10 protein-coding genes are annotated in these 13,842 nt (G+C 57.5%); 4 read left to right on the forward strand and 6 right to left on the reverse strand.

Annotated features, from left to right (window positions below; genetic code table 11):
* Window positions 1-123: 123 nt before the first annotated feature.
* The 3 genes from AC9UEO_RS01155 to AC9UEO_RS01165 form a co-directional block, all read right to left on the reverse strand.
* Window positions 124-1,254, reverse strand: coding sequence for an SMP-30/gluconolactonase/LRE family protein (locus AC9UEO_RS01155; RefSeq protein WP_509528787.1), 1,131 nt, complete (start codon window positions 1,252-1,254; stop codon window positions 124-126).
* Window positions 1,255-1,455: 201 nt separating this feature from the next.
* Complete coding sequence (locus AC9UEO_RS01160) at window positions 1,456-1,761, reverse strand: high-potential iron-sulfur protein (protein WP_509528789.1); 306 nt, start codon at window positions 1,759-1,761, stop codon at window positions 1,456-1,458.
* 93 nt (window positions 1,762-1,854) lie between these two features.
* Window positions 1,855-2,415, reverse strand: a complete 561-nt coding sequence (locus AC9UEO_RS01165; protein WP_509528791.1) for a TspO/MBR family protein — start codon at window positions 2,413-2,415, stop codon at window positions 1,855-1,857.
* 148 nt (window positions 2,416-2,563) lie between these two features.
* Between AC9UEO_RS01165 and AC9UEO_RS01170 the strand changes: the two genes are divergently transcribed.
* Genes AC9UEO_RS01170 through bchO form a run of 4 tightly spaced genes read left to right on the forward strand, consistent with a single transcriptional unit; the run spans window position 2,564 to window position 10,185 of the window.
* Window positions 2,564-6,361 (forward strand): magnesium chelatase subunit H, encoded by a 3,798-nt coding sequence (locus AC9UEO_RS01170; protein WP_509528794.1) that lies wholly within the window; start codon window positions 2,564-2,566, stop codon window positions 6,359-6,361.
* 53 nt (window positions 6,362-6,414) lie between these two features.
* Window positions 6,415-7,443, forward strand: a complete 1,029-nt coding sequence (gene bchI / locus AC9UEO_RS01175; protein ID WP_509528796.1) for a magnesium chelatase ATPase subunit I — start codon at window positions 6,415-6,417, stop codon at window positions 7,441-7,443.
* Window positions 7,440-9,302, forward strand: a complete 1,863-nt coding sequence (locus tag AC9UEO_RS01180) for a magnesium chelatase subunit D (protein ID WP_509528799.1) — start codon at window positions 7,440-7,442, stop codon at window positions 9,300-9,302. The genes bchI and AC9UEO_RS01180 overlap by 4 nt, the downstream gene beginning before the upstream one ends.
* Before the next feature lies 1 nt (window position 9,303).
* On the forward strand, window positions 9,304-10,185 hold the full coding sequence (gene bchO / locus AC9UEO_RS01185) for an alpha/beta fold hydrolase BchO (RefSeq protein ID WP_509528802.1): 882 nt from the start codon (window positions 9,304-9,306) through the stop codon (window positions 10,183-10,185).
* Here bchO and AC9UEO_RS01190 read toward each other — a convergent pair.
* The 3 genes from AC9UEO_RS01190 to ppsR are packed head-to-tail and all read right to left on the reverse strand — an operon-like array spanning window position 10,145 to window position 13,753.
* Complete coding sequence (locus tag AC9UEO_RS01190) at window positions 10,145-11,347, reverse strand: geranylgeranyl diphosphate reductase (RefSeq protein ID WP_509528804.1); 1,203 nt, start codon at window positions 11,345-11,347, stop codon at window positions 10,145-10,147. The genes bchO and AC9UEO_RS01190 overlap by 41 nt on opposite strands.
* Window positions 11,328-12,308, reverse strand: a complete 981-nt coding sequence (gene chlG / locus AC9UEO_RS01195; RefSeq protein WP_509528807.1) for a chlorophyll synthase ChlG — start codon at window positions 12,306-12,308, stop codon at window positions 11,328-11,330. The genes AC9UEO_RS01190 and chlG overlap by 20 nt, the downstream gene beginning before the upstream one ends.
* A 53-nt stretch (window positions 12,309-12,361) precedes the next feature.
* Window positions 12,362-13,753: a transcriptional regulator PpsR gene (gene ppsR, locus AC9UEO_RS01200; RefSeq protein ID WP_509528809.1), complete on the reverse strand. Its 1,392-nt coding sequence runs from the start codon at window positions 13,751-13,753 to the stop codon at window positions 12,362-12,364.
* Window positions 13,754-13,842: the final 89 nt, after the last annotated feature.

The following is a 13,842-nucleotide window of genomic DNA, read 5'->3' on the forward strand; positions in this document are numbered from 1 at the left end:
CTAAGCCTTGGCCATGTGTCAATTAAAGTTGACGTTTAAGGGTATTCACTAGGTCGCTTTCACCATGAAAAAACCCCACAACGCTTTCGCGGTGTGGGGCCAGCTGCGCCGGTTGAGGGCAGTTTAGCTTAAGGCATGACCTTGTGCATTCACGTACAAAGCGTAAATGGAGGTAGAGCCGGTCATGAACAAACGGTTGCGCTTGGTGCCACCGAACGTCAGGTTGGCAATCACTTCGGGCGTGTGCAAGAAAGCCAACAAAGTGCCATCGGGGTGATGAACACGAACGCCGTTGGTTTCCATGCCGCCCCAACCCCAGCCGCACCACACATTGCCATCGGTGTCACAACGGATACCGTCGGTGAATCCAGGGGCAAAGTCGGCGAAAACTTTGGGGTTGCTGAGTTTTTGGTCTTTCACATCAAACACGATGATGTTGGCGGGGTTGCCAGGGCCGTCGGTCGCACCAGTGTCAACCACATAGCACTTCTTGAAGTCGGGCGAGAAGCAAATGCCGTTAGGACGGCGCATGGGGCCTTCGGCCGCCACGGTGACCTTGCCATCGGGCGCAATGCGGTACACGCGCGTGGGCAACTCGAACTCTGCCTTGTGGCCTTCATAGGGGCCCATGATGCCGTAGCCAGGGTCTGTGAAGTAGATGGAGCCGTCAGGTGTGGTGGCCGCATCGTTAGGCGCATTGAGTTTTTTGCCACCGAAGCTGTCGCACAAAATAGTCCATGTGCCGTCATAGTTGCGACGACGCACACGACGTGTGTCGTGTTCCATGGCAAGCAAACGACCTTGGGTGTCCCGTGAGTGGCCATTGGAGTAGCCGGAATCTGATTGGAAGGTGCTGACAGCGCCGTTTTCTTCGTTCCAACGCAACACGCGGTTGTTAGGAATGTCGCTCCACAGCAAACAGCCCCAGTCGCCCATCCACACTGGGCCTTCACACCACAGTGCGGCGTCGTGGCCTTGACCGTGCCAAATGCGCTGCAGTGTGGCATTGCCTTGGCGGCCGCTGAAGCGACTGTCCATCACTTCAAAAGCTGGCTCTGGGTAAGTGACAGGGTGGTTACCTGTCCAGTCACGGCCTTGTTGGAATTTGTCATTGGCGCTGGCTGTGACAGTGGCTGTTGCTGCGGCCACTCCAGCGGCGGCGCTGGCCAAAAATCCACGACGAGCCAGGCTCATGGGCTTGGCAGAAGCGCTTTGGGCTTCAGAGGGTACTGCGGTGTTTGAGTTTTTATCCATACTGTCTCCTCAGGGGTTGTAAAAAAAAGGTGAAGCCTGATCCTCTGTCTTTCAAACCGGTTCCACAATAAGCGTAAACCCCTTAATTTTCTAGGTTTATTTTTTTAGTCAGAAATATGGTTTTAGGAAATAAAAAACCCCTGTGGCAAATGCAACAGGGGTTTGGGCTAAGGGTTGACGAGCAACCCCGAAAAAAGCGATTTAGCCTTTGGGGGCGTAGGCGTTACACCAGCCAGTTGATGCAACTTGTTTACCTGCAAACAAGGGACACATACCGGCTTTGTCACCAGCTTTGCCTTGGAACAATGCGCAGTTGCCGCAGTTTTGGCTGGCCTTGTGGGTGGGGAATTTCTTGGCGTCGACTTTGCTGGTGTCAGCCTTGTAGCCCAAGGCGGCGGCCTGGGCGTCGGTTTCAGCAACCATGTCAGCAGCCATGGCAAAACGGCCAGCCAACAAAGCGGCGCTGCCTGCGCTGACTTGGATCATGAATTCGCGACGACGGGTCATAAAAATCTCCAATAAAAGTTACCCCTAAGGGCGAAAATAAAGCCGCAATTGTGACTTAGCTTTAATGTTTTAACAAAACGCGGTCACCATACCCTAGGTTGACACTGGGATAAACCACGGCAAAGCCTGCACAAATGGGCCATTCAGGATGACGGTGTCATGGTTGAGCACCCCAGCCGCAGAAACCCATATCAAATAGGGAATAACCAGCACAGCTGCCCAACGCGATTCACGCCACAGGCCCTGAATCAGCCAAATAATGCTCAGCCAAAGGAAAAGCCATTCCCACATCGCCCAATCTGGGCGTTGTAAATGAAAGTACAAAAAGCTCCAAACAATATTGAGAGCACCGTTGTAAAGAAACAGGGCAACGACTTTGGCCCGACGCACCACGCTGGGCGCTTGGTGCCACGCCAGCCAAGCGCTGATAGCGCAAAGGGTAAATATCAAACTCCAAATAGCGCCAAAAGCTGCGTCTGGTGGTTTCCACTCGGGATGCTTGAGTTGGTAATACCAAGGGCCCAACACAGTCAAAGCATTACCAATGCCGGCAATGCCAAAACTGATGACAAAACACAGCGCCAAACTGCGCCAATGCGTTCGCCAAGAAGGTGTAACAAAGTTGGCAAGAGGTGTTGTTTGAAATTTTGTCATCACAGAATAAAGGTGCCCAAAGATAAATAATCCAAACCTAGGGTTTCCCCGAATGTCTGCTCGCCGAAAACAACCATAATGTCAACGTGAATTGACACATTGTTTTGTCAGCCGATATTAACGCTGAACTTTTCCACGAGCACACTGCATGACGTTTCCACTCAAGCAAGGCACACAGCAAGTCGTTAGCACCCGCGTGGTGATTATCACCATGGACACCCACCTCAACAGTGCGGTGGATCGCGCTCGTGTTGGCTTGAAACGTTTGCTGCCCAATCTGAGCTTGACCATCCATTCTGCCTCTGAATTTGCCGGAAATCCCGAGCACTTGGCGCAATGCCGTCAAGATATCGCCCAAGGCGACATCATTATCGTCACCATGCTCTTCATGGAAGATCACTTCCTGCCCATCTTGGCTGATCTGCAAGACAGGCGCGACCATTGCAGCGCCATGGTCTGCGCCATGTCGGCGGGCGAAGTGGTCAAGCTCACCCGCTTGGGCAAGCTTGACATGTCCAAGCCTGCCAGCGGACCTATGGCTTTTTTGAAAAAAATGCGTGGCAACCCCAAAGATGACAGCGAAAAAGCTGCTGCAGGGGCCAAGCAAATGAAAATGTTGCGCCGCATCCCGCAAATGCTGCGCTTTATCCCCGGCACTGCACAAGACCTGCGCGCTTATTTCCTCACCTTGCAATATTGGCTGGGCGGCTCCCAAGAAAACATCCAAGGCATGGTGCACTATTTGGTCGACCGCTACGCGGGTGCGGCTAGCGTGAAATCTAAGGCCAAGGTCTTGCCGCCGGTGGAATACCCCGAGGTAGGCGTTTACCACCCGCGCATGAAGTCGCGGCTGTCTGACCAACTGAGCGATTTGCCCACTGTGGTCTCATCCGACAAAGCGCGGGGTCGCGTGGGGCTTATTCTGTTGCGTTCCTACCTGATCGCTGGCAACGCCCAGCATTACGATGCGGTCATTGCAGCCATGGAAGTACAAGGCCTGAATGTGGTGCCAGTGTTCGCCTCTGGGCTGGATTCTCGACCCGCCATCGATGCTTTTTTCTTGAAAAACGGCCAAACCACGGTGGATGCAGTGGTGTCGCTGACTGGCTTTTCGCTGGTGGGCGGCCCTGCTTACAACGACGCCCACGCTGCCGAAGAAATTTTGGCTAAGCTGGATGTGCCTTATATCGCGGCACACCCTGTGGAGTTCCAAACCTTAGACCAATGGGGCAACTCTGACCGCGGCTTGCTGCCGGTAGAGTCGACCATCATGATTGCCATACCCGAGCTAGACGGCTCTACCGTACCCATGGTGTACGGCGGACGCCCAGGGGCTGACGGCGTGACCTGCACTGGTTGCCAACAGCGCTGCACCTTTACCAAAGAACACAAGCAGCAAGACATGTTCACCTGCGTGGAGCGCACCGCCATGCTCTCGGCACGGGTAGGTAAATTGGTCGATCTGCGACGCTCCGAACGTGCCAAGCGCAAGGTGGCCATGGTCATCTTTAACTTCCCGCCCAACTCGGGCAACACCGGCACCGCCGCTTATTTGGCGGTGTTCGAGTCACTGTTCAACACCATGGTGGAGATGAAGGCACAGGGCTACACGGTGGATTTACCCGACAGCGTAGACGCACTGCGCGAGGGCATTTTGTATGGCAACGCCAAGCAATACGGTGCTGACGCCAATGTGCATACCCTCATTCCTGCCGAGCAACACATTCGCCGCGAAAAATGGCTCTCTGAAATCGAAGCCCAATGGGGCCCTGCCCCGGGCAAACACCTCACCAATGGTCAATCCATCTTCGTCATGGGGCACCAGTATGGCAACCTGCTGGTAGCGGTGCAACCGTCCTTCGGCTACGAAGGCGACCCCATGCGCTTGCTGTTCGAAAAAGGCTTTGCGCCCACGCATGCGTTTTCGGCTTTTTACCGCTACCTCAAAGAAGACTTCAACGCCAACGCCGTGCTGCACTTTGGTACGCACGGTGCTTTGGAGTTCATGCCTGGCAAACAAAACGGCATGTCCGCGCTGTGCTGGCCAGACCGCATGATTGGCGAGTTGCCCAACTTCTACCTTTACGCCTCCAACAACCCCTCCGAGGGTGCCATCGCCAAGCGCCGCGCCGCGGCCACCCTGATCAGCTACCTCACGCCCCCCGTGACCGAATCAGGCTTGTATGCAGGTCTGGCAGACCTTAAATCTTCCATCGACCGCTGGCGCGGTTTGGAGTTGGACCAAGATCACGAACGCGGTGAACTGATGTCTTTGGTGCAAGCCCAAGCCGCCGAGCTTGACTTGGTCAGCATGGCGCCGGCTTGGACCTTGGCCACGGATGCACCTGCTGAACTCAATGCCGCCAAACGTATCCAAAAATTAGGCGAGCAAATTTTGGAACTGGAATACACCTTGATTCCCCACGGCTTGCATGTGGTGGGCAAAGCACCTTCTGACAGCGAACGGGTGGACATGCTCATGGCCATGGCTGAAGCCAGCTATGAAGCCAAGCCCGAGCGCAGTGCCATCGAGGCCTTGGTGGCAGGTGTTGCGCCTGCCAAAGCGCTGGCAAAAAGTGGTCTGGCTGGGCAAGAGGCCCATGCAGCGCTGTTTGAAAAGTTAGCCGACGCCAACCGTTTAATGATGATGAACAGCGAGCTCAATGGCTTGATCGCCGCCATGGACGCCCGCTACATCCGCCCAGCACCCGGGGGCGACATCATGCGCACACCCGAGGTTTTGCCCACAGGTCGCAACCTGCACGGCTTTGACCCCTTCCGCATTCCCAGCGCCTACGCGGTCAAAGACGGCGCGGTGCAAGCCGACAAACTCATCGCCCGCTACCAACAAGACGGCAACCCCTTGCCCGAGTCGGTGGCCATGGTGCTGTGGGGCAGCGACAACCTTAAAACCGAGGGTAGCCAAATTGCGCAGGTATTGCGCCTGTACGGTGCCAAACCGCGCTTTGACAGCTATGGCCGACTGGTGGGCGCAAGCCTTGTCCCGCTGGCGGAATTGGGACGCCCCCGCATTGACGTGGTGGTGACCTTATCGGGCATCTTCCGCGACTTGATGCCCTTGCAAATCAAACTCATCGCCGAAGCCGCCTTGCTGGCCGCGCAAGCCGACGAGTCACCCGAAGACAACTTTGTGCGCAAACACGCCTTGGCCTACCAAGCCGAGCATGGTTGCGATTTGGAAACCGCAGCGCTTCGGGTGTTTGGCAATGCCGATGGCGCTTATGGCTCGAATGTGAACAACTTAGTGGAAAACGGCGGCTGGGAAGACGAAGACGAACTCGCCAAAACCTACAGCCAGCGCAAAGGCTTTGCTTATGGCGTGAGCGGCAAACCCATGCAGCACAAGGGCCTGCTCAAAAGCGCCTTGGCCGATGTGCAACTGACCTACCAAAACCTTGACTCGGTCGAGTTGGGTGTGACCACAGTGGATAACTATTTCGACACCTTGGGCGGCATCACCCGCGCTGTGCGCCAAGCCAAGGGCGGCGTGGACACGCCCGTCTACATCGGCGACCAAACCCGAGGTGACGGCTTGGTACGCAGCCTGTCCGAACAAGTGTCTCTGGAGACCCGCACCCGCATGCTCAACCCCAAGTGGTACGAAGGCATGTTGGCGCATGGCTACGAGGGCGTGCGTCAAATTGAGGTGCACATCACCAACACCATGGGTTGGTCAGCCACTACTGGCCAAGTACAACCTTGGGTGTACAAGCAATTGACCGAAACCTTTGTACTCAACCCCGAGATGCGCGACCGCCTTGCCAAACTCAACCCGACCGCTTCGGCACGCTTGGCCAACCGCCTGATCGAAGCCTCGGACCGCGCTTATTGGCAGCCCGATGCCGACATGATGGAGCGCTTGCGCCAAGCCAGTGAAGAGCTTGAAGACCGGCTTGAAGGTGTTTTTGAAGACAGCGCTAGCTAAAAAACCGCACGCTTTCACCGCGCCGACGTCGGCGCATTGCTTAAGATCACGCCATGGCCATCCCCTTCCCCTTCTCCGCCATCGTCGGCCAAGACGAAATGAAACTCGCTATCCAAATCGTCGCCATCGACCCCAAAGTCGGCGGCATTTTGGCGCTGGGGGATCGCGGTACCGGCAAATCCACCGCGGTCAGAGCGCTGGCCGATTTACTCCCCCCATTGCAAGTGGTGCTGGGATGCCGCTACGGTTGCGACCCCGCCAGCACGGGCGCAACCTGCAGCGACTGCGCCAGCCTGAAAGTGGCTGGCAAACGCCCTAAAACCGAAACCCGCCCTGTGCCGGTGGTCGACTTGCCGCTGGGTGCCAGCGAAGACCGCGTGGTCGGTGCGCTCGACTTAGAAAAAGCCCTGAGCCAAGGCGTCAAAGCGTTTTCACCCGGCTTACTGGCGCAAGCCAACCGCGGGTTTTTGTACATCGACGAGGTCAACTTACTGGAAGACCATTTGGTCGATTTGCTGATTGATGTTGCGGCCTCGGGCGAAAACGTGGTCGAGCGCGAAGGCCTGTCGGTGCGCCACCCCGCCCGCTTTGTGCTCGTGGGCAGCGGCAACCCAGAGGAGGGCGAGTTGCGCCCTCAGTTGCTAGACCGTTTTGGTTTGTCAGTGGAAGTTCGCACACCGCAAGACATTGACCAACGCATCGCCGTCATCAAACGCCGTGACGCTTTCGAGCGGGATCCGCAAGGGTTTCGTGATGAATGGGCAGCGCAAAACGAAGGCTTGCGCGAACACATTTTGAAAGCCCGTAAATTGCTCGACAAGGTCAAGGTCGGCGACGATTTGCTGCGACTGTGTGCGCAGTTATGCCAATCGCTGGGCACCGATGGCTTGCGAGCCGAACTCACCCTCATGCGAGCTTGCCGTTCGCTGGCAGCCATGCAAGGCCATAAAGCCGCCAGTACCGCGCATTTGCGCACCGTGGCACCCATGGCACTGCGCCACCGCTTGCGCCGCAACCCCTTGGACGACACAGGGTCGGGCACCCGCGTTGATCGCGCCCTTGCCGAGGTGCTGGGCACGTGAACCTGGCTTGGGACGATGCGCTGTGGGCGCTGGCGGCCCTGCATATCGACCCCGTGGGTTTGCGTGGCATTTGGCTGCGTTGCCCGCACGGGCCAGTGCGCGACGAGTGGCTGTCGTTGCTGCAACACTTGCGCCCTGGCGTGCGGCGCCTGCCCAACAACATCGACAGCGAACGCCTTTTGGGTGGCTTGGATTTGAGCGCCACCTTGAACACAGGTCGCCCCGTTACCCAAGCCGGTTTGCTAGCGCAATCGGACCAATCGATGTTGGTCGCCCCCATGGCCGAGCGCATGGCAAGTGAGGCAGCGGCTATTCTTGCGCAAGTGCTCGATATCGGCCGCGTAACACCCCACGGCGGCGGTGACAGCCAAGACGCAAGGCTGGGGCTGATCGCCTTGGATGAAGCCTTGGAAGACGAACCTGCGATGGCCGAGACCTTGCAAGAACGTCTTGGCATCTGGCTGGACTTACGCCACCTTGGTCGACAAGAAGAGGCCAGCGACGAGGTGTTGGGACTGATTGGCGTGCTGTGCAGCCCCGACGGTGAAGCCGAGCAAGAGCGCCAAGCGGTATTGCAACGTATGCGCACACTGCGGTTGAATGACCAGCAAATACAAGCCGTCACCCAGATGGCGCAGGCCATGGGCATTGCCAGCCTGCGTGGCCCCTTGGCCTGTGTGCGACTGGCTTGCGTATTGGCTGCGTTACGCGACAGCGATGTGGTGCAAGACCCAGACTTGGGGCGTGCAGCACGTTTGTGCCTGACGCCACGCGCCACCCAGATGCCCGCACCACCCGAGCAAGAAGCACCGCCTGAACAACCCGAAGAGCCTCAGGAACCTCCGCCCGAACACCCTCCCGAGCCCAGCGAAGAGGAACCTGCACCACCCGACCAAGAGCCGCCCGAGCCCCCCGAAGAGGACAGCTTGCCGCAGGACATGGGCGAGTTGCTGTTGGAAGCCGCCTTGGCCACCTTGCCGCCAGATGTATTGGCCCAGTTGGCACAAAGCAGCACCACCCAAATCAAGGGGGGAGGCCAAAGCCGCAGTGGCGATGTGCGGCAAAGCCGCAGCCGTGGCTCACCGCTGCCGCCACGCCCTGGCTTGCCGCGCCAAGGTGCGCGTTTGCATGTGCTGGCCACCTTGGGACACGCCGCGCCGCGCCAAAAGCTACGTTCGCCTCTTGCAACGCCTCACAGTGCTAACCCGCGCTTGGCTATTCGTGCCGAAGACTTTCATATCCACCGCTTTGCCCAGCGTACCCAAACCTGTTTGATTTTTGCCATCGACGCCTCGGGGTCGGCCGCGCTGCACCGCTTGGCCGAGGCCAAAGGCGCAGTGGAGTTGCTGCTGGCACAGTCGTATGCGCGGCGTGATCAGGTCTGTGTGGTGGGGTTTCGCGGCACCCAAGCCGAGGTCTTGCTGCCGCCCACCAAGTCACTGGTTCGTGCCAAACGAAGCTTGGCAGGTTTGCCCGGCGGCGGCGGTACCCCCTTACCCCATGCGATGAAATTGGCGCTGGAACTCGCCTTGCAGCAGCGTCGCTTGGGAGTGACACCTAGCCTTGTGATGCTGTGCGATGGCCGCGCCAATGTCAGCTTGCAAGGCAGTGGTGGACGGGCACAGGCTTTCCAAGAATCGCTGTCGCTGGCCAATGCATGGCGCTCGCAAGGTCTGCAAAGCATTTGGATAGACACCTCAGCCCGACCCGAGCCGCAAGCCGAACAAATCGCTCTGGCCATGGGTGCACGATATGTGCCGCTGCCCCAAGCCAACAGCCAACGCATGGCGCAAGTGGTGCAAGCTGCCTCCCGACACCGTGAACCCGACAGGGCGAAGCTGCCCCCCCTGAAGGACTGACATGGACTGGCAAGCGCATCGCCACGATTGGCCGCACTCGGCGTGCAGTCAGTTTGTGCAAGCCGCCGGTGTGCGTTGGCATGTGCAGCAAGCCGGTCACCAAGGACCAAAGGTGCTGCTCATCCATGGCACCGGCGCCTCGGGACACACTTGGCGAGACTTGCTGACGCCTTTGGCCGAACATGCACAGGTATGGGTAGTGGATTTGCCTGGGCATGGGTTCAGCTCGTTGGCAGCGGGTCAAGGCATGTCGCTGTCGGGCATGGCCGCCAGTTTGCATACGCTCATGCAAGCCCTGCAAGTACCTGTGGATGTGTTTATCGGCCACTCGGCAGGCGCTGCGATTGCGGCGCAAATGGTGGTCTCCCAGCGGCTAACGCCACAGGCCTTGGTAGGGATCAACCCCGCTTGGTTGCCTTTGCCTGGCTTGGCAGGTTTGCTGTTTCCGCCTGCCGCCAAACTCTTGGCCCTGACCAACCATGTACCGCAATGGTTTGCCAAGCAAGCCAGCAGCCAGGGCATGGTGGATAAATTGCTTGAGGGTACGGGGTCGGTGCTAGACGACAAAGGCAAAGCGCTTTACGCCAGACTGGTCGCCGACCCCGAGCATGCCCAAGGCGCTTTGAAAATGATGGCGGCTTGGGATTTGTCTGTGGGCCCCGCCCTGCTGCGCCTATTACGTTGCCCTGTGCATATCTTGGTGGGCGACAACGACCGCGCCGTCCCCCCCGCACAAGGCAAGCAAGCGCTGGCTTTGCTGTCCAAAGGCAAGTTGGAGCATTGGGCGGGGTATGGACATTTAGTGCATGAGGAAGTGCCCAAGCGATGCGTGGAATACCTGCTCAGGTCTTGGCCATGCCCATCAAATGCGCCATATCCTTAAAGAAAATCTTCACATGCGCCATGGGTTTTTTGCGCTCTAGCTTTTTGTTCATGTAAGAGTCGAAGGTGAGTTTTTGCACGTCTTTGTCTTCGCACATCTTCACAAAACTTTCGCGGCGTTTGTCGGTGCTGTACCAAAAATACTGCATGATGCCCAGCACCAAAAACACGGTGCCGTGGTCTTTCATGAAGCGCTTGCGGGCTTGCTTCAATGCCGCAGGGTTGCGCTCGGTCAAGCAGGCATGAACCGCATCCGCAGCGAGACGACCGCCTAGCATGGCGTAGTAAATGCCTTCGCCAGAAGCCGGTGCGACCACGCCTGCTGCGTCCCCCGCCAACACCACATCGCGGCCGTTGTCCCAGCGCGGCAAGGGTTTCATGGGCAAGGGCGCACCTTCGCGGCGCAATACCGTGGCGTGCTGCAAACCTGCAGCGTCGCGCAAGCGCCCTACCGCGCCGCGCAGCGAAAAACCTTTGTCAGCGCTGCCAGTCCCCACGCTCATGGTGTCGCCATGGGGGAAGACCCAGCCGTAAAAGTCGGGCGACAAACTGCCACGGTAATACACATCGCAACGCGAGGGATCGGACTCGGTTTGCACCATGTTCTCGGGCGTTTTGACAATCTCGTGGTAGGCGAATACATACTTGGTTTTTTCCGCACCTGGCACGGCGGCTTGGCGAGCCACTTCCGAGCGAGCGCCATCGGCACCGATGATGCAGCGTCCCCGCACACTGGCGTTTTTTTCCAAGCCGTCGTCAGTGCGGATGGTGAAATGCACACGGCTGACACCATCGTCGTCGCGGCTGAGTTTGTCAAAAATACCGCGCTGACGCACCGCGCCGTGGTTTTCTGCTCGCACACGCAACCATTCGTCGAACTGGTCGCGGTTGACCATGCCCACAAAGCCACCCTCGATAGGGATATCAACTTTTTTGTCTTTGGGCGAGACCATGCGAGCTGCCCGTGCTTTGGCCACCAAAAGCTCGTCGGGGATCTGGAAGTCTTTGATCAGGCGAGGCGGAATTGCGCCACCGCAAGGCTTGATGCGCCCTTGCCGATCAAGCAGCAACACATGGCGCCCAAGGCGAGCTAAATCATCTGCTGCGGTGGCACCTGCTGGCCCTCCGCCGACCACCACCACGTCATAAGTCAAGTTTTGCATGAGAAGTGCTCCTGATAAGAGATTGCGCAAGGGAAAAGGGAATGGCATCAGCCTGAGAAGTAAGCAGGTGTTGGGGGGCGTTGCGCCAAGCAAAGGCGCTGACCATCATGCCGGCGACCAGCAATGGCACACCGAAAGCGCTGAGGCTTAAAGCCCGGCCCACAGGGTCACGCATAAAGCGCATCATCAAAGGGGTTTGCGCGTAAATCAGCAGCAACACCGCCACCGCGTAGGGCAATAAACCCCAAGACAGCAACAAAGCCACCACCACAAACTGCGGCAGCAACATCACCCAGCAAGCGGTGCCTGCGGCACCCTTGACGCCAAGTTGAACGGGAAGCGACCACACGCCCATTTGGCGGTCGCCCTCGATGGCTTTGAAGTCGTTCAAGGTCATGATGCCGTGGGCTGCCAAGCTGTAGAGCAGCGCCAAGGTAATGATGTGGGCGTCTGGCATGGCGCCACCCAGCATGACGGCCGCGCCTGTGATCCATGCCAAGCCTTCATAGCTCAAGGCACAAGCGGCGTTGCCAATCCAACCATCTTTTTTGAAGCGAAAAGGGGGTGCGCTGTAGGCCCACGCCAGCGCAAGCGCCAGCAAAGTGGCGCGAAATGCCCACGTGCCTAGTTGCCACGCCCACAGCATGGACAACAAGGTCCAAACGATAGCGATGTACAAGCCCCAGCGCCCAGGAATACGCCCCGAGGGAATGGGCCGTTGGGGCTCGTTGATGGCGTCTACATGGCGGTCAAACCAGTCGTTCACCGCTTGGCTGCAAGCGCAGACCATGGGGCCTGCCAACACAATGCCACTGACGATCAATAGCCAGTGTTCACCCAGCGATTGCGCAGAAGACACCGCACCACAAGCAAACGCCCACATGGGCGGGAACCAGGTGACGGGCTTGAGAAGTTGTAAAACAGCGGAAGGTTGGGGAAGCGCCATAGCCCCATTTTTCATTTGACACAAACAAATGTCAATCTAAGTTGACGCTTTTTTGCAGGGTTAAGGGTTTACTCTGACTCGTCTTCGGCAACCATGCCATAGCGGTGCAATTTCACATAAAGGCTTTGCCGCGACAAACCCAGCATCTCGGCAGCAGATGCGCGGTTATTTTGGGTGAGTTCAAGCGCGGCTTGAATACACATGCGTTCAATCATGGTGCTGGTTTCACCCACGATTTCTTTCATGGGCATGCGCCCGACCAATTGAGACAACTGCGCCACCGAGTCGGCCATACCACCACTGGTGGCGGGCATGACCTCACGCCCACGGGCACCAGAGAGTTGGTGGAAGAAAAAGCCGTAGGTGGGGTCATCGCCATTGAGCGTCACAGCTGCGATATCTACCGGAATGAGCACGCCCACCATGCTGCGCAGATCGGTGGCAAAACTGCGCAAAGTGCGCGACTGCCGTAAATTGGTCAACAACACGCCAAGGTCTACACCGCCTCTGGCCAACCAATCTTCCAAACTTCTGTTGACCAATACGGTGTGCGACGCAACACCTACCATGCTGCAAAACTCGGGGTTGCTGGCAAGGATGGTGCCCATGCGATCGGCCACCACAAAACCCACGGGTGCTTGGTCCAAGGCATGGTGGAACCAATTGATCACAGGCGCCTCGGTGTGGCTGGTTTGTTGCGCGCTCAGGGCTTGCAGACGCAACAAGTATTGCGGACCACCCTCTTGCACGAACACCGAGACATGCAAATTGCAGTCGCGCTCTGCGTTGAGGTAACGCACCCGCCCCGACTCCATGCGACCCGTTGTTTGGGCTTGGCGAAGCAAGATGTCCAAAGCCTCGCGTTTATCGGGGTCGAACAACTGCGCGACATCGCTGCCCGGCAGTTTGCGGCTGAGGTCTTTGAACACCGTTTGCGCCGCGTTATTGGCCTCCATCACACGGCGTTGCGCCACATCGACCACCAACATCGGGTCAGCCACCGACTCAAACAACAAACGGTAACGTGCCTCCATGTGACGCAGACGCAAAAAGTCACGCTCCATTGACTGATGCGCCTCAACCAAGCGGGTTTGCATTTGCGATAAGCCGCTTAAATCGCGACCGAAAAGCCAAACTGTGCCGTCTTTCTCCTGCGGCACAAGGTTGACTTGCAAAGGCAAATCTTGGCCAGGCAGGGGAGAAAAATTGACATGCCGCCACGCAGGGGCGTCTTTCTCGCCCGCCGCAGCCAACATCAGTGCAAATTTATCTTTGCTGTCGTGGCTGACAAAGTCATGGATTGAGCGACCTTTGAATCCCGAACCGTCTAAGCGCTGTAAATCTTTGCCAAATACTGTGACTTCAAGCACAGTCGATTGCTTGTCTAACACCATCATGATGTCAACCAAAGTTGGCAATAAGCGCTGTAAATGAAAAGAATTTAAATCGGGTGTTTTCAAGGGTCAGAAGGCATTCATTGGTTAAAACAATAAAAACATGGGCCAAACCTTCTGGCGAAATCAAACACAATGCAAGCTTTAGGTATAAA

The organism is Limnohabitans sp. (assembly GCF_040401495.1).
In the GTDB taxonomy this organism is placed as follows: domain Bacteria; phylum Pseudomonadota; class Gammaproteobacteria; order Burkholderiales; family Burkholderiaceae_C; genus Limnohabitans.